General features: G+C 35.6%; 10 protein-coding genes. 1 reads left to right on the forward strand and 9 read right to left on the reverse strand.

Features of this window, described 5'->3' with window-relative positions; translation table 11 throughout:
* Position 1: 1 nt before the first annotated feature.
* The 9 genes from ACFQ0R_RS03045 to ACFQ0R_RS03085 all read right to left on the reverse strand — a co-directional run bounded on the left by ACFQ0R_RS03045 (position 2) and on the right by ACFQ0R_RS03085 (position 14,894).
* Positions 2-1,639, reverse strand: a complete 1,638-nt coding sequence (locus ACFQ0R_RS03045) for a family 16 glycosylhydrolase (protein ID WP_379656901.1) — start codon at positions 1,637-1,639, stop codon at positions 2-4.
* Between the two features lie 12 nt (positions 1,640-1,651).
* Positions 1,652-3,235 carry a hypothetical protein gene (locus ACFQ0R_RS03050; RefSeq protein WP_379656902.1) on the reverse strand — a complete coding sequence of 528 codons (1,584 nt, stop codon included), beginning with the start codon at positions 3,233-3,235 and terminating at the stop codon, positions 1,652-1,654.
* Positions 3,236-3,247: 12 nt separating this feature from the next.
* A complete protein-coding gene (locus ACFQ0R_RS03055; protein ID WP_379656903.1) occupies positions 3,248-4,738 on the reverse strand; it encodes a RagB/SusD family nutrient uptake outer membrane protein in 1,491 nt (496 codons plus the stop codon).
* Positions 4,739-4,748: 10 nt separating this feature from the next.
* Positions 4,749-7,790: a SusC/RagA family TonB-linked outer membrane protein gene (locus tag ACFQ0R_RS03060; protein ID WP_379656904.1), complete on the reverse strand. Its 3,042-nt coding sequence runs from the start codon at positions 7,788-7,790 to the stop codon at positions 4,749-4,751.
* Positions 7,791-8,025: 235 nt separating this feature from the next.
* On the reverse strand, positions 8,026-10,869 hold the full coding sequence (locus ACFQ0R_RS03065; RefSeq protein ID WP_379656905.1) for a helix-turn-helix and ligand-binding sensor domain-containing protein: 2,844 nt from the start codon (positions 10,867-10,869) through the stop codon (positions 8,026-8,028).
* The gene (locus tag ACFQ0R_RS03070; protein WP_379656906.1) at positions 10,841-12,217 is read right to left on the reverse strand and encodes a sugar porter family MFS transporter; all 1,377 of its coding nucleotides are present in this window, start codon (positions 12,215-12,217) and stop codon (positions 10,841-10,843) included. Before ACFQ0R_RS03070 ends, ACFQ0R_RS03065 begins: the two co-directional genes overlap by 29 nt.
* Before the next feature lie 179 nt (positions 12,218-12,396).
* The gene (locus tag ACFQ0R_RS03075) at positions 12,397-12,975 is read right to left on the reverse strand and encodes a YceI family protein (protein WP_379656907.1); all 579 of its coding nucleotides are present in this window, start codon (positions 12,973-12,975) and stop codon (positions 12,397-12,399) included.
* Between the two features lie 62 nt (positions 12,976-13,037).
* Entirely contained in the window at positions 13,038-14,300 is a 1,263-nt protein-coding gene (locus tag ACFQ0R_RS03080) for a hypothetical protein (RefSeq protein WP_379656908.1), read from the reverse strand.
* A gap of 12 nt (positions 14,301-14,312) precedes the next feature.
* The gene (locus tag ACFQ0R_RS03085; protein WP_379656909.1) at positions 14,313-14,894 is read right to left on the reverse strand and encodes a YceI family protein; all 582 of its coding nucleotides are present in this window, start codon (positions 14,892-14,894) and stop codon (positions 14,313-14,315) included.
* A gap of 228 nt (positions 14,895-15,122) precedes the next feature.
* On the opposite strand from ACFQ0R_RS03085, the gene ACFQ0R_RS03090 reads away from it, so the two are divergent.
* On the forward strand, positions 15,123-16,172 hold the full coding sequence (locus tag ACFQ0R_RS03090; protein ID WP_379656910.1) for an NAD(P)-dependent alcohol dehydrogenase: 1,050 nt from the start codon (positions 15,123-15,125) through the stop codon (positions 16,170-16,172).
* Positions 16,173-16,201: the final 29 nt, after the last annotated feature.

Consider the following 16,201-nt stretch of genomic DNA (forward strand, 5'->3'; position numbering starts at 1 on the left):
GTTATTGATAAACTCTTATATAATCGACTTCCATTGTACTCTCTGTAAAAGCAGGATCTACGTCACCACCAAATGTTCCTCCCATGGCCACGTTTAAAATCAAGAAAAATGGATTGTTGAATGGAGTACTTGAGGTATTAGTAAACTCATGGTAAACTTCATCATTTACTGCAAAAAGAATCCGATCTGCGGACCACTCCACTGTATAGTTATTAAACTCTTCAGAAACACTTTGTACAGTAGTTGTTTCACTTACAGCATTACCGCCAGAGTTGCCTGGAAAATGTAAGGAACCATAGACAACACCTGGGTCATTGCCTTTATGTTCCATAATGTCAATTTCACCTGTTTCAGGCCAACCCACTTCGGGAAAGTTCGAGCCAAGCATCCAAATTGCTGGCCAAGTTCCACCACCTTCTGGAAGCTTTGCTCTAACTTCAATTCTCCCGTATTCAAAGTCAAACTTATCCAAGGTAGTCATTCGGGTTGAAGAAAAGTCAAACCCATTGGTTTGCTCTCTTTTCGCAGTAATTTTCAAAAACCCGTCTTCCACAATCACATTATCTTCAGTATAGTATTGTAGCTCTTCATTACCCCATCCGTTATCTCCGTTTCCGATTTCTAGATTCCATATGTTTGGATCTGGAGCTCCATTAACATCAAATTCTTCTGAAAAGACCTCATCCGTATATTCGGTTTGAAGTTCGTTTGAATTGCTATCACCAATACTTCCATCTGGGTTTGTAGTAAATTTCAAATACCAAGCTAAAGGATTTGCCTGTCCAGAGAGAGCTCTTAGAAATAAGTAATCCTCACCAATATCAAGTACTTCGTAAGAACTCGTATTGATATAATAACTAAAAAATCCATCATCACTTATATTAAGCTGTGTACCTACAGTAAGATCTGATGGTAATGTAGAATTTGCTGATGACAAGGTCAAAGATTTTTCTCCAGAAACATCAAAAGGTAAACATTGATCATCTGGACCACCTCCTCCTCCTACAGAGTTGAAAGCGGCATTGAAGAAAGTTACCCCACCATTATCATGATTGAAAGACAATGCACTTTCTCCTGTATCTGCAATAGTGATTTGTTCATCATAAAAACAATCCGCCAATCCATTAGCAGGAGCAGCAAAGAAATCTGGTGTAGCACTATCTAGCGGACCAACGCCTAAGTGACCTGACTCTTCTTTCGCTACATACCAAGTTTTAGATTGTCCTTCTCCGCCTGTTAATAAATCTTTCGTTCGCTGATCACTAAACAAACTTAATACTGTAACTTCTGAAGTGGCACTAGATGTAGTACCACCAACTCCAGAAGCAATAACTGTAACTGTATAGGTATTTACACCTGTTAATGCATAAGCATGTGAAGCTGATCCATTGGTTTGATTTTCTACATTTGAATCCCCAAAGAGAAACTTGTAATTAATGGCGTTATCTGCTGTCGCAGTAAAATTAACCATACCACTTCCGTCTCCAAATTCATTTTCTGCATCTGCATTAACGATTGTATGTTCTATTTGAAGGTTTGAAGGGGCTTCAATGGCTCCAAATTGATTGTCATCATCTTGACAACTTATGAAAAGCATAAGTGTCAAAACACTGATAATAAAATGATTATAATTTTTCATTTAAAAAATATTTTAGTTGTAAAAGTAAAAGTTGTCTATATAAACTGTATCGTCCGCATCTTCAAGCTCCAAATTGTCAAAGATCAATTGAGTAACAGCAGAAAGATCCATATCAAAATTAGATAATTGAATATCAACACTAACCCACTCACCTAAAGCTACATTACCTACATCCTCAAGATCTTCTTGAACAGGGTCTAAGGTTGTATTTACCAATTTGAGCCCGAGACTTTCAGCATTAGGAGACCAATAATCAAAATGAACATGAGTCATTCCTGTTAAGTCTGTAGGATTCTCATAATCTGTTACTATACCTAGAAAGTCGAAGTTGGTAAATAGCATTGCATTATTTCCATCTATACTGACTTCCTCGTATATTGAACCAGACCAAGTTGTAGGTAGTTCGGTAACTGTGATAGATGTATATGTATCACTATAAATTGAAATAACGTTTTCTTCAGGAACAGAAGGAACTGGTGCAGGAACTATAGGCTCTGTTGGGGCATCGGTGTAAAAATATAGGTTGTCTATGAAAACAGTTGCTCTACTTCCTAAAGTATCAAATAGCAATTGAGTGATTTGAGATCTATCTAAATCATAATCACTTAAAGGAATATCTACACTCACCCATTCTCCTTGAACTGGAGTACCTATATTTACAATATCTTCTTGAACAGGGTCTGTTGTTGTATTCACAATTTTAAAGCCTAAATCAGTTGCATCTGTTGTCCAGTAATCAAAATGAATAAAGTCCATTCCAGTTAAATCAGTTGGATTTTCATAGTCTGTAACGATACCAGTAAAAGCCAGTTCGGTATATTTAATAATATTATCACCTTCAACTTGTATCTCTTCAAATCCAGTATCGGACCAAGAGGTTGGGAATTCAGTTGTTGTAATAGGTGTGTATTTATCACTATATATTGCAATAACATTCTGTTCTGGTCTTGTTGGAACAGGTGCAGCCACAACAGGAATAAGAACTTCTGTAACTTCAAAATCTTCTTCAGTGTATGTAGCAGTTTCTGAAGATGCTCCCATAGCAACAACTGTGATTGTATAAATACCAGGTTGTTGGTAAGTGTAGGTAACAGTCTCTCCTATACCACCATTAATTACGGAATCAACCCCGTCTTCTCCAAAATCAACATCGAAGCTAGAAGCAAAATCTGCAGACGCAGTTACATTTACGGTATTGGATTGTACACCGTCATTTTCTACTGTAACTACTAGGTTTGATGGTGGGTTAAAAGAAACTTCTAGAGGTTTTGCTAATTCTTCAGTTCGTCCAGATATATTGGACGCTATAATTGTAACATCATATGTTCCTTCTTCATAACTATGAGAAAGTGATTCTCCTGGTGCAATTGTATCTGAAACTGGAGTACCATCACCATAATTTAATAAAAAGGCTGTAGCGTTTTCAGCTGTTGGTTGAAATGAAACCACACCTGAATTATCCTGAGTCATAGTAATCTTTGCATCAAGATTGGTTGGAGCTCCCATTGAAACTTCTTGCAAACCATCATCATCTGAGCATGACACAGTAAAAACTGAGATCACACATAACCAAAGTATATAAAATTGTTTGTTCATAATTTTTATCATTTAATAATTTGTGTTTTGTTCCCAATTTCCTTGAGAAAACTGAATTTCTTCTAGTGGTATTGGGAAAACTTCATTTTTATTAGAAGTAAATCCATCTATGGCGTTTGCAGCTCTACCAGTCCTTACGAGGTCAAAAAATCGGTGACCTTCCCCAACTAATTCTAGCCGTCTTTGTCTATAGATTTCATCTGTAAGTTGACTCCCTGATGCATTGATTTCAGAAAGTCCAGCTCTTTCTCTTACCTGATTGACGTAATCCAAAGCAAGTCCATCATCAATATTTCCACGGTTTAAAGCTTCGGCAGCCATTAACAATACATCTGCATAGCGTATTGCTCTGTAGTTGTTAGGCTGAGTCAAGTTGGGATCTCCTAAGTTTTCGTTTTCCCTAGGAAGGTATTTTTTGTTATAGTACCCTGTATGTCCAGTTTGAGGATCTTGATTACCTATTGTGTAATTTGCACCAGTGTCTGAAGCCCATGCTTCAATGTCCAAAATGCTCAATTCTCTTCTCAGGTCTGAGCTTTCAAATGCATCGTAAATCTCTTGAGTTGGCAGGTTAAAACCATAACCAGGTTCATATACTGGCCCTTCATAACCTCTTACTCCACTAAAACCAACCATCACATTACCTTCACTACACTGTAAGCACTCGAAACCAGCGCCTTCTGCACCTGTGTATTGAATTTCAAATACAGACTCAGCACTATTTTCGGCTACAAATTCAAAAAGATTTAAGAAGTCTTCATCACCTTCAGTTCCATATAGATGAAATTGGTTAGAATTAATGACTTCACTTAATAATGGAGCTGCTAAGGTAAATTCATCCTGATAAAGGTGAACTTTTCCCAATAGAGCCTGAGCAGAAGCTTTTGAAGCTCTACCCACTTGAAGTGGCTGCTGAGACATTTCTGGAATTGCTAGATTCAGATCATTTTCGATGTAAGCGTATACATCTTCAACAGATGATCTTGGAATAGACGTTTCTTCTCCCAATTGAAATCTTCCTTCTGGTTTAATAGGAATAGCTCCAAACCATTTGACTAGTTCAAAATTGAAATAGGCTCTTAAAAATCTTGCTTCAGCAATGATTTGAGCTTTGCCATCAAAGCTAATTTTGGCTTCATTTTCTATGATATATGAAGCTCTATAAACTCCTGCAAAATTAAAATCCCAAACATCATCTATGTCATCATTTACTGGAGTGTGTTCCATTTTATCAACTTGTTGCCATCCAACAACGTCTGTTGCGCTTTCTCCACCTGCATGTGTATTATCAGATGCAATCTCACCTAAAAGAACATTTAGATAAGTTGATTGAAGTATATCATAAGCTCCAACAAGAGCGTTTTCATAATCTTCTTCAGCTTCAAAAAAGTTTTCAGAAGTTAGCTGATATGGAGGCTGTTCTTCCACAAAATCATCGGCACAGGATAGCAATCCAAATGCTATTAATACCATTAACGAATTTCTGTATATAATACTCATCATAATTTTATTATTAAAGTTTGACATTTAAACCAAGAGAAAACGTTCTAGGCAAAGGATAGAACCCTAAGTCTATTCCTCCTCCAATTGGAGCTCCTGTAGAAGCCGTTGGGTCGTATCCTGAATATTCAGTAAAAGTGAATGCGTTATCAACTTTACCATATAGTTTCACAGAGCTTATACCTATAGATTCCAGAGCATCCGTTGGAAGAAAATAACCTAAAGAGATGGTTTGTATTCTTATAAATGACCCATCTTCCACAAAATAATCTGAAAACAACTTATTTGCAGTTGCACCAGCAGAAACTCGAGGTTCTGTATTTGTAGAGCCCGGCCCTGTCCAACGGTTCAACCTGCGATTCATCATGTTTACGTTAGGCTGATCACGCTCAAAATTTCTTACAATATCATTACCAAGATTAGCAAATGAATAGGCACTGAATTCAAAATTTTTGTAATTAAAAGATAAATTCAATCCCATAGTCACATCTGGAATTGGATCACCAATACTTGTCCTGTCATCTTGATTTACGATCCCATCTCCATTTATATCTACAAAACGTATATCACCTGGTCTAGCTTCTACACCAGCAAGTTGAAGTTGAGAAGGATGTGCGTCTACTTCTGCCTGTGACTGAAATATTCCATTGGTTTGTAATCCATAGAAGTAACCAATAGGCTGACCTACTTCCATTCTTGCTGGAGGTAATTGCCCTATACCAAATTGTCCGCCTCTTATAACATCTGCACCATTTATTTGAGTGACTTCATTATTAATAGTACTGACATTGTAATTTATATTGAATGAGAAATCTTCACTAATATCTTTACTATAGCCTAGCGCAGCTTCAAAACCACTGTTAGTTACTGTTCCCGCATTTATAGTAGGGGCAGAACTTCCAGGTGCAGCCGTTCCGAAAATACCAGAGGTTGGAATCCCAGGTATGAGTAAATCCTCTCTTGTATTGTCATAATATTCTAGGGTAACATCAAGGCTTCTTTTGAATAGCTTTAAATCTAGACCTACATTGAATTTTTTTGCGGTTTCCCATTTTACATTTGGATTAGCAAGTGGACCTAAAGCTAGACCATTAACCAATTCCTGATCTTCACCAAGCACATAAGTCGCTTCACCGCTTAGGACTGACAAGAACAGAAAATTAGGTATTCTATCGTTCCCCATCTCACCATAACTCGCTCTAAGTTTAGCAAAATTCAATACATCGCTTGTTCCAATAAAATCTTCTTCTGTTAACAACCAACCTCCTGTCACCGATGGGAACCATGCAGTTGAATTATTAGGGCCAAAATTTGAGGAGGTATCTCTTCTATTAATAACAGATAATAAGTAACGGTCCTTAAATGAAAATTCAACACGACTGAAATAAGACAATCTTCTAAACTCACTTACAAACGATCCATTGGTTTGGTTATCGCCTAAGCCAGTAGCTGAATCTAAATCAGCAAATTCATAACTATTCCGAAGAACACCAGTTCTAGATCCAAAAAGTGCTTCACCATGAGTTCTAAAGGCTGTCATACCCAGAGTAAACGTGACATCTAAATCATCAAAAAAGGTCTTTTCTATGGTGTTAAATAAATCAAAGGTATAGTCATAAAATTCCTGTTGGTTTAAATTCACCTGATTGAATGGTCTGTTGAATACTTTATTTGTACCGAAATTAAATTCAGGAAAGAATTCTCTGTTATTCAAATTGGATGAGTTAAATCCATATCGAGCAGTCAGTTTAAAGTCTTTAATATACTCTAATTCAGCTTGAAAAGAACCACTTAATCTATTGCTTTCAAAATCATTAAAAGTGTTATTGATTTGTGTAAGCGGGTTAACAACCTCATTACCTAAATCGATGGTACCGTTAAGATTATCACGATTAGGACTGATGGTTGGTGCAATATTAATAGCATTGAAAAGCACGGAACCTAAACCAAAAGAATTAATTCCTGAAGATCTATTATTAGTATAGATGACATTAGCACTTAAATTAAGAAAGTCACGAACATCTGTATTGATAGATAGCTTGGCGGTTGTTCTTTTGAAGTTAGATTTTTCAGGAGCTACAATACCTTTTTGATCGAGATGAGAAGCACTAAAAGAATAATCCGTATTCTCTGAACCTCCTCTTACAGAAACGTTGTTACTTATAATCGTGGTTTGTTCAAAAACTTCGTCTTGCCAGTCTGTATTATATTGAATTTGTGATAAATCTGAAAAAGGCAAATTAAAGCCTGCATTACCATATTTTTCGTTGATGAGTAATGCGTATTCATTACTATTTAGCAATGGTAATTTTCTAGTGGTTTGTTGCAACCCTACATAAGTATTATAGGTTACTTCTGCCGCCTGATTCCGTTTACCGGTTTTGGTTTCTATCAAAACGACACCATTTGCACCAACAGATCCATAAATCGCTGCTTGCGCATCTTTAAGAACCGTTATGGACTCTATATCATTAGGATTAATTGAATTAAGTCCTCCATCGTATTGAAATCCATTCAATATAATAAGTGGCGCACTATTACCATTGGTTGAGATACCCCTTATACGGATATTGGATTCTGCTCCAGGAGAACCAGATTGCGGCGTAACGCTCACCCCGGCGGTTGTCCCTTGAAGTGCATTCGCAGCATTGATGGGCTCTAAGTCTTGAATAGACTCAGCATCTACAGTAGATACAGAACCTGTGATCTTACGCCTGCTACTCGCCCCATAACCAATGACAACCACATCATCTAAAGCCTGAGTATCAGATTCTAATTGAATATTAAAATCTGTAGTTTCTGCTACATTCACCTTTTTAGTTTGAAAACCTAAATAGGAAAACACCAAGGTTGCATCGCTTGGAACTGAGGTTATGATGAAATTACCATCAAAGTCTGTAGTTGTTCCTTTAGTAGTTCCTTCAACAAGGACATTTACGCCAAGTAAAGGCGTGCCAGAATCTTTATCTGTGACATTTCCTTTAATGTCTATCTCTTGTGAATATGTCCACATGGATAATAGACATATAGCCGTAATCATAAAGTTTTTAACCATAACTATAAATTGTTTGATGTAAAACTAATGTTAAGGAAAATTTATTAAGATTATTTTTAGTTACAAAAAAACTACAACCTGTTAAAAATTAACATCTTCCCTGTCCAAAAATGGTCTACGCCATGAATTCATTGAAGTTATAGTGATTGTTAAAACTGAAACTATTACGTTGTAGACGTTGAAAAATAGGGATTTGTATAGCTAATGTTGGGTTATTTTAGACTTTTGTATTGGTTTATATTTCTAAAATATAGTCAGTTAAACCAACTTCTCGCGGGAGACTCATTTTTTTACGCAAACGATATCGTTTCACCTCTACACTTTTTGTAGATATATTGAATAAAGGTGCTATCTCTTTAGAAGATAAATTAAGCCTTAAATAAGCACATAGTTTAAGGTCATTGGGAGTTAGAGAGGGATGTTTGGATTTCATTGTTTTTAAAAAGTCCTTGTCTGAATTATTAAAAGCTTCTTCAAACATTCTCCAATCGTCTGTGTTGTTGATGTTTTTATTGATAATCTTGATCACGTTTTGGGAGGATTTAGACAGGGGTTTTTCCTTCTGAAGTTCGTCTTTTATAGATCCCAAAAACTCATTTTTCTTTATTAAACTCATTGTAGATACTGCCAATTCACGACTTTTATTGTCTATATCCTGTTGAAGCTGTTCGTTCTTGACATTAATGAGTTGCTTTTGGCTTTCTAGTTCTTTTAATTCTAATTCTCTATTAGCTCGTCGCTTTAATTCATTTTTTTGCTTTTTATAATATCGTCTATAAGCATTATGAATTAATAAAATTGTTATTAATAGTAATAGAATGTAAAGGACAATCATACCATTAGAAAAAACGAACGGCCTCTTTATAGTGAAAGAGTAAGACTGAGTTTCTGTTTGATAAAGATCGCCGACACGGGCTCTCACCTGAAATTCATAATCTCCAGAGGGAAGATTACTAAAGGTCGCCTCATGTTCTTCTTTCCAGCCAGACCACTCATCTAAAAACCCTTTCAACTTGTACTGATATTCTGAAGCAAAATATTTCTGAAAATAAGGAATACTAAAGTTGAAATAGATATTGTTAAATTTATTCTTCAGATTTGGAGAAGCTTCAAGGTCTAATGCTTTATATATACCGCCATTTTCTTTGAATTTAATCGTTGTTATCTTAAGGGTTTTATCAATATTAGTCTTGAAAAATTTATCAATATCTATAACTAGATAACCCTGTGTTGAACCCATTAGGTAGTGTTGCTTATCAAGCTGATAAACGTTTTCATATCCAGCCATCGTCTCTCTGGTGTCTGATGTAATTGGAATTGAAGCAAGTCTGAATTTTTCATCTATTTTACCTTGTAGAGTAAAATCAATACTATTTTTATTAAAACTCCATAGACCTATCTCACCAGCTGTACTCGCAAGTTTTCCGGATGAATAAGTAGAAGGAGAATACAATTTACTTAACAGAGAATTTCTTACAAATTCATTTTTATCAGGTTTATATTCCCATACTCCAGACCTTTGAGCGTAATAGACGGAATTCTTAAATTTAGTAAGGCTTGAATACAAGCCTTTATCAAAATTTTCAAATTGATAAATATTTTCAACTTCAGAGTAATTTTCGTTTAATGTAACTTTATAAACGCCTTTGTATTCATGGTCTATAAGAACTTCTGTTGGCGATACAAATTCAATAAATTTTGATGATACATCAAATCCATTTATACTGTTACGCAGACTCCATGTTCCGGATTTCTTTTCAAGAATACTCATCCCTTTATAATGTCCTTGGAGAATTAAATTAGGATTATTTGGTATTGGTTTGAAACACCAGGTTCCAATAATATTTGATATTTGATTGAACTGATTATTGCTATAACTAAAAGTTCCATTATTATGGCCACATAATAAGTCTCCATCCACAACATTGAGGGACCAAACCTGACCACTGGATCCCTCAACAAGAGTAAAATTTGCACTTGCATCATCCAAAGGTCTGGTAAACAGGCCTTGATTTGTTCCCAGAAAAAGTTTATCCTCAAAAATTGCAGATGCATAAACAGTCCCTAAAATCCCTCTGTCACCCTTGTAGACAGAAATTGGAGAGTCTACATTAACACAGTTAATACCATTGTCTAAACCAAGCCAGATGTTTTTATCTTTATCTTCAAAAATAGATAACACAGTATTGTTATATAAGGCTTCCTGCTGTGAGATCTTTTTATCAAGAGACCCATCTCTATTAAGAAAAACAACACCTTGAGAAATAGTACCTAAAATGAACTTACCTGATTTGGTTTGAAGACTTGTATAAACCGAAAGATCCTGAATCTTATTATAGGATTGAGGCCACTGCTTAGGCGAATTTTCTAGTGTAAAAATACCTTTGGTATCCGTTTGAACTAAAATTTCAGTATCGTGTTTATAGAGATTGATAATTAAATTTTCTCGGAATATTGGATGATCAGAAACCAAAACAGGATTCCCATCTTGGATTTTGTAAAGACCTTGATTTGCTATTTGAAAAAATAAATCATTACCAAGCTTATACATTTTAGTAATAGATCCATCAATAATAACTTTCTTAAGGTTTTGATCATCATAATTATAGGTATAAATATGATCTAAAGACTGAAAAATAATCCACTTCTCAAGGCGATCAATCTTCCAAAACTGTTCATCTGTTCCTATAGAATCTATAATGTCATTGGAGAGCGAGTGGTATTTCAATTCGCCTGAAGGCTGATTTTCCCAAAAACCAAACTCACGATAACTTCCACTATAAATTTTATCATCGTGGTAAAAAACGGATCTTAAAATACTTTGATTAGGCGATGGATATAAATTCCAGGTTTCACCGTCATGCTCCAAAAGTCCTTTATTGTTGGCAACATAAATATGTTTGTTTTCTCCTTGAGTTATAGACCAATTTTGATTATCAGCCTGATAATCTTTAGGTGAGAAGGTAATGACTGGCGGTAACTCCTGCGCTTTTACACCTAGCGCAAAGCAAAAAGCCAAAGCTAAATAGATAAGTGAGTATTTTAAGGGATTAATCCCAAATGTCCTCAAGTTCTTCAAGGGTTTTATTTTTGGTTTCAGGAATAAATTTATATGTAAATATTATAATTATAATTATAAATCCAATAAAAATATAATAAGGTAAAGAACCATTCCAAAAGTCATTCATGTTAGTTTCACTTTCAGAAACAACTGGAAAAAACTGGGAAACCAAATAATTCGAAGCCCATTGAGCCGCAACTGCAATAGACATAGCAACACTCCTTATTCGATTTGGGAACATTTCAGAAAGTAATACCCATACCACGGGCCCCATAGACATTGCAAATGATGCAATAAATAATAATACTCCTATTAAAGATAAAATCCCCACGCTTTCTAGCTGAAGTGTGACACCAAGTAACGCAAACCCTACAATCATACCGACACTCCCTATATAAACAAGTGGTTTTCTTCCAAACTTGTCTACAGAAAACATTGCTATAAAAGTAAATATCAAATTGATAAAGGCAAGCAATATTTGTTGTTCCAAAACATCATCTTTACCAAAACCCAAAGCTTTTTCAAAAATATCCGACCCATAATAGAGTACTGCATTGATACCCGTAAACTGCTGAAGCATAGAAAAAATGGTCCCTATTAAAATAATACCTAAAATGGCTTTGGAAAAGAAGTTGACTTTCGGCTTTTCTGTGTTTTGGTCTATAGAATCTTGTATCTGTGCAGCTTCTTTCTTTGCTAAATCCGGTCCATGGATTTTGACAAGCGTTCCATAACCTTCTTCTGCTCTGCTCATCAAGTAAAGCCAACGCGGACTCTTAGGAACGAAAAACAAAAGTATAAGGAATAGTCCACTTGGAATGAGCTCCGACCAAAACATCCTTCTCCAACCAAAAGCTATATTTTCTTCAATACTCAAGTTTTTTCCAATAAAGTAAGTTGCTAAAAACACAAGGAAAAACCCTATAACGATTGCCAGTTGGTAAAATGTAACTAGACTTCCACGTTTATGAGAAGGAGCAATTTCTGCTATATACATAGGAGCACTCATGGATGCAATTCCAATACCCAAACCACCAATAATTCTAAACACTACAAGCAGTGTCACAGATTCCGGAAGAAAAGAAGGAAGCCCTGACCCCCAAGCTGAAATCGTAAATAATGCAGCTGAAATAATCAATGAATATTTACGCCCTAGCTTCATACTCAAGTAACCTGCACTTATCGCCCCTACAAGACACCCAATAAGAGCTGAACCAACAACCCAACCTTTCATCACTGGATCTAGCGAAAAATACTGACTTAAAAAGTATTGAGCACCGTTAATAACTCCTGTATCGTAACCAAACAAAAAACCGCCAAGAGCGGAAACAGAAGTAATAAGTAATAAGAATGTTCTAGACTTCATACAAAAATTTAAAAAGGCAAAGTAGAAAAGATATTTTAAATAAGTAACACTACATGTAAAGATATTTTTCTTAATTTAATTTGTATAGGTTTAAAAATAAAAAAATCCCATTGCTATAATGGATTATAGAAATGGGATTCAAGATGAAACAAGTAAGGCTATCTTTGATTAAATGATTTCTAACTTTTTACCGAAAGTCCCAAACGAAGATTTACATGAATTGAAATCTCTTCATGAACTTTGATTAATCCCATCATTTTAGTAGGAGTATCAAGATTGAAGTCTTCAATATTCAATTTCAAAACACTGGTATAGGTGATATCTTCACCTTTTTCTAAAGTGACAAATACAGGTAATGATTTAGTCACCCCTGCTATAGACACTTTAATGTTGGCTTGTAGTTTTGACTTTTCAGGTATAATTTCAAAAACCTCAATTTGTATGGATGGAAATTGACTAGATTTCACAAGCTCCTCGAAGTCTTTATTTATTCTTCGACCACCACAATCAAATGACGTAGATTCTAATTGCAGCTGAGCATCTTCTATAATCCACCCGTTTTTAATATCTTCATAGGACAACGTAAAACTATTTGGTTTTATGGGTTTAAGATAGTCACAGGTAAATCTATTAACATTGGAAGTACCTTTAATATAAAGATGACTTCCTTCTTTGATTTCTACCTCAACTCTATTTTCAATATCTCTATGCAATAACAATGAGAAAAGGCTTAAAAATAAAATGCTAACTACTTTCATCTTATAAAGTTATAAAGTAAAACTCACCCCAAAAAGGGGCAAGTTTTACAAGGTTTGGCTAATTAAAAACTTATTACAGCCTCAAGCATAAGTCCATCAAACTGTCCGTCTGCAAGGATGCTTGCTGCATCAAAATCAGAATAAGATTGATTTACATATTCTACTTTTGCAAGAATATTCTTGGTCATAAACCATCCCGCTCCAAGTTGTAATCTATCAACACTTATGTCTTGTCCTGAAGAGTGCTCTCCATCAATATAACTATATCTACCTCCAATATAAAAATCTTCTTTAGCTCCAAATCTGTAGAGTAAATCTGCTGCATAATGATTGTAAGTTCTGCTTGGAGGATTTGGACCAAAACCTTTACCAGAAGCATTTTCATAAAGACCGAAGAATTCTAATCCTTTATATTTTACAAATGGGTTTACCATTATAGAAGTTAACTCTGTAGATAGTCCTGGGTTAACTCGACCTGAACGGAAGTTACCACTAGAGCTAGCTTCAACATCTTCCATTACTAAATAGTATCTAGAACCTGCACGGTCTCCATCGTATAACCAAGTTTTAGAAGATTCACTTGTAGTGTACATAGAACCTGTTAATCTAAATCTTAAGTCATCATTTAGCTGCTTGTCATAACCAAATTTAGCTACAAAAGATGGCTTGGTATTGGTTTCTTCAACTGACTGGTTAAGCTTACCATTAGTTACTCCAAGCATTGCAATCCATCCGCTTCTTCTATAGTATGCTTCAAAACCAACTTCAGTAGTAAAAGCATCCATCAGATAGTTACCTATAAATGGATTATAAATGGTTGCTGCATTATCAGAACGTCTAAAGTGCGCATCACCATAGTTAATTTCCATGTGACCAAACTTAAAAGTCAAATATTGCATCGCATCCGCCATAAAGCCTTCACCAATAAATTCTAGTTTATCCACCAATAAATACCCACCTTTTACGTAAGGTTCTGGGTGGTGACGTGAAGATAGGTAAGTTCTTAAGTGCATACGTACACCATCATAAAGAGCTACATCAAGATCTAAGTTAGCTGTTGCCAGGTTAAAATTATCTCCTAAAGCAATAAGAGGGACGTTGCCATTGTTTTCGTGATCAATAGCTTGAAATTGTAGAGTCGATGCACCTCCAACTCTTACTTTTACTCCATCAAAATTTGTTACGGTATCCTTTGGAGCCTCAAAAACATTGATACCTCGTTGGTCCCTTGGTCTAAAGTTGTCCAAGTCACGCTTCTGCGCGAAAGTTGTTAGTGAAAATGCCAGTGTTAGGCAAAATAACATTGTGAATTTTAATGTTTTCATGGTTGTTTTAGTTTAAGATTTGTAATGTGTTAGGTTAAATATTATATTGACTATTTCGCCTGTTGTGATTGTTCCAAACAAGGCTGTTGGCGGCTCAATGCCAAAATCGAGCATTTTTAAATCTTTTTCCGCTTTCAAGGTATATCCGGCAGAAGACTTGTGTAATTCAAGAGGGATTTCCACTTGTTTGGTAGTTCCAGATATGGTCAGGTCTCCTTTTACATTTGCCTGATAAACTCCTGGTGACACCTCCTTCATCAAAGTCGATGACGTAGAATTGAAAAAAATCATCTCGTAGGAATCGGCTTCCATGGCTTCGTAAGCGTTTTTGTCCATCTTGCTTTTTCCGCTTTTAAGACTTTTTACAGGAATGGTTAAATTGATAGAACCAATTTTCACAGACTCGCTCTCTTGAGATAAATCTAGCTTACTTGTAAAGTCTTCAACTTTGATTTCCCAATCATGAATGTTTGAAGTGCCTTCTATGATAATTGTATTCTTATCACCAGGGGCAGCATTAAACTGAGACTGAGCAAATCCTACAGAAAAGGTAAAAAGTAGAATAAATGCTGAAATAAATTTTGAATGTGTCATATTTAAGAGTATTTGAGAATGTTCACTAATTTATAATTATTTGTTAATGCAAATGTATAGGTCAAGTTCCCTTTAGAAAATGAGCAATATCATATATTAAGGATTTTAACAACAGAAGGTCGTCTTTGAAGTACTAAAAACTATTTGAATAATCATTAAGGTTAAAATGAAGTCAAATCATCTTTGCTTTCCATTTCCAAAGCCTATTTTTAAGAAAAAAGAATTTATATGAGTGAAGTAAAAGCATACGGTGCAAAAGCAAGCGACGCCGATTTAGAACAATTGGACATTAAAAGAAGAGAACTTCTCCCTACAGATGTTCATATAGAAATAGACTACTGCGGAGTTTGTCACAGTGACATCCATCAGGTGAGAAACGACTGGAAAAATTCAAAATATCCAGTGATACCTGGTCACGAAATTATTGGTCACGTTATCGCTGTTGGCAGCGAAGTCACAAAATTCAAAAAAGGCCAGAAAGTAGGTGTAGGCTGTATGGTAGATTCCTGTCAAAAATGTGATTCTTGCAAAGAAGGACTTGAGCAGTTTTGCGAAAATGGAATGACAGCTACTTACAACAGTCCAGATGAGCACCTCGGAGGACACACTTTCGGTGGCTATTCCGAAGAAATTGTAGTCGATGAGAAATTTGTCTTGAATGTTCCAGAAAACTTAGACATAAAAGCTGTTCCACCATTGCTTTGTGCGGGCATAACCACCTGGTCTCCACTAAGACAATGGAATGTACAGAAAGGAGACAAAGTTGGCGTTGTAGGCCTTGGCGGACTTGGTCATATGGGAATCAAATTTGCTCATGCCCTGGGAGCACACGTAGTGATGATCACAACCTCTCCAGAAAAAAGTAAGGATGCAGAACGACTTGGAGCCGATGACGTCTTAATTTCTAAAGACGACAAGCAAATGAAAGAACATGCCAATTCGTTTGATTTTATATTGAACACTGTACCCGTTGGACACGATGTGAATCCTTATTTGAACTTACTCAAACGAGATAAAACCATGTGTTTGGTTGGAGCGATTGAGCCTTTAAAAGGTGTTAACGGCGGTGCATTAATTGTTAAAAGAAAACGCCTGGCAGGTTCACTTATTGGTGGGATTGAGGAAACTCAAGAAATGTTAGATTTCTGCGGAGAACACAATATCGTTTCTGATATTGAAATGATCGATATGCAAAACATCAACACCGCTTATGAAAGAGTGGTCAATTCTGATGTCAAATACAGATTTGTGATTGATATGCAGTCCTTAAAAAATTAAAACCATTCCATCTTAACTATCAACTCCCT

Origin of the sequence: Psychroflexus salinarum (assembly GCF_042677225.1) — a bacterium.
Classification (GTDB): domain Bacteria; phylum Bacteroidota; class Bacteroidia; order Flavobacteriales; family Flavobacteriaceae; genus Psychroflexus; species Psychroflexus salinarum.

Excerpts from the sequence above, each read along its gene's own strand:
- ACFQ0R_RS03045 (WP_379656901.1), bottom strand. The coding sequence starts at position 1,639 with ATGAAAAATTATAATCATTTTATTATCAGTGTTTTGACACTTATGCTT.
- ACFQ0R_RS03050 (WP_379656902.1), bottom strand. The coding sequence starts at position 3,235 with ATGAACAAACAATTTTATATACTTTGGTTATGTGTGATCTCAGTTTTT.
- ACFQ0R_RS03055 (WP_379656903.1), bottom strand. The coding sequence starts at position 4,738 with ATGATGAGTATTATATACAGAAATTCGTTAATGGTATTAATAGCATTT.
- ACFQ0R_RS03060 (WP_379656904.1), bottom strand. The coding sequence starts at position 7,790 with ATGGTTAAAAACTTTATGATTACGGCTATATGTCTATTATCCATGTGG.
- ACFQ0R_RS03070 (WP_379656906.1), bottom strand. The coding sequence starts at position 12,217 with ATGAAGTCTAGAACATTCTTATTACTTATTACTTCTGTTTCCGCTCTT.
- ACFQ0R_RS03075 (WP_379656907.1), bottom strand. The coding sequence starts at position 12,975 with ATGAAAGTAGTTAGCATTTTATTTTTAAGCCTTTTCTCATTGTTATTG.
- ACFQ0R_RS03080 (WP_379656908.1), bottom strand. The coding sequence starts at position 14,300 with ATGAAAACATTAAAATTCACAATGTTATTTTGCCTAACACTGGCATTT.
- ACFQ0R_RS03085 (WP_379656909.1), bottom strand. The coding sequence starts at position 14,894 with ATGACACATTCAAAATTTATTTCAGCATTTATTCTACTTTTTACCTTT.
- ACFQ0R_RS03090 (WP_379656910.1), top strand. The coding sequence starts at position 15,123 with ATGAGTGAAGTAAAAGCATACGGTGCAAAAGCAAGCGACGCCGATTTA.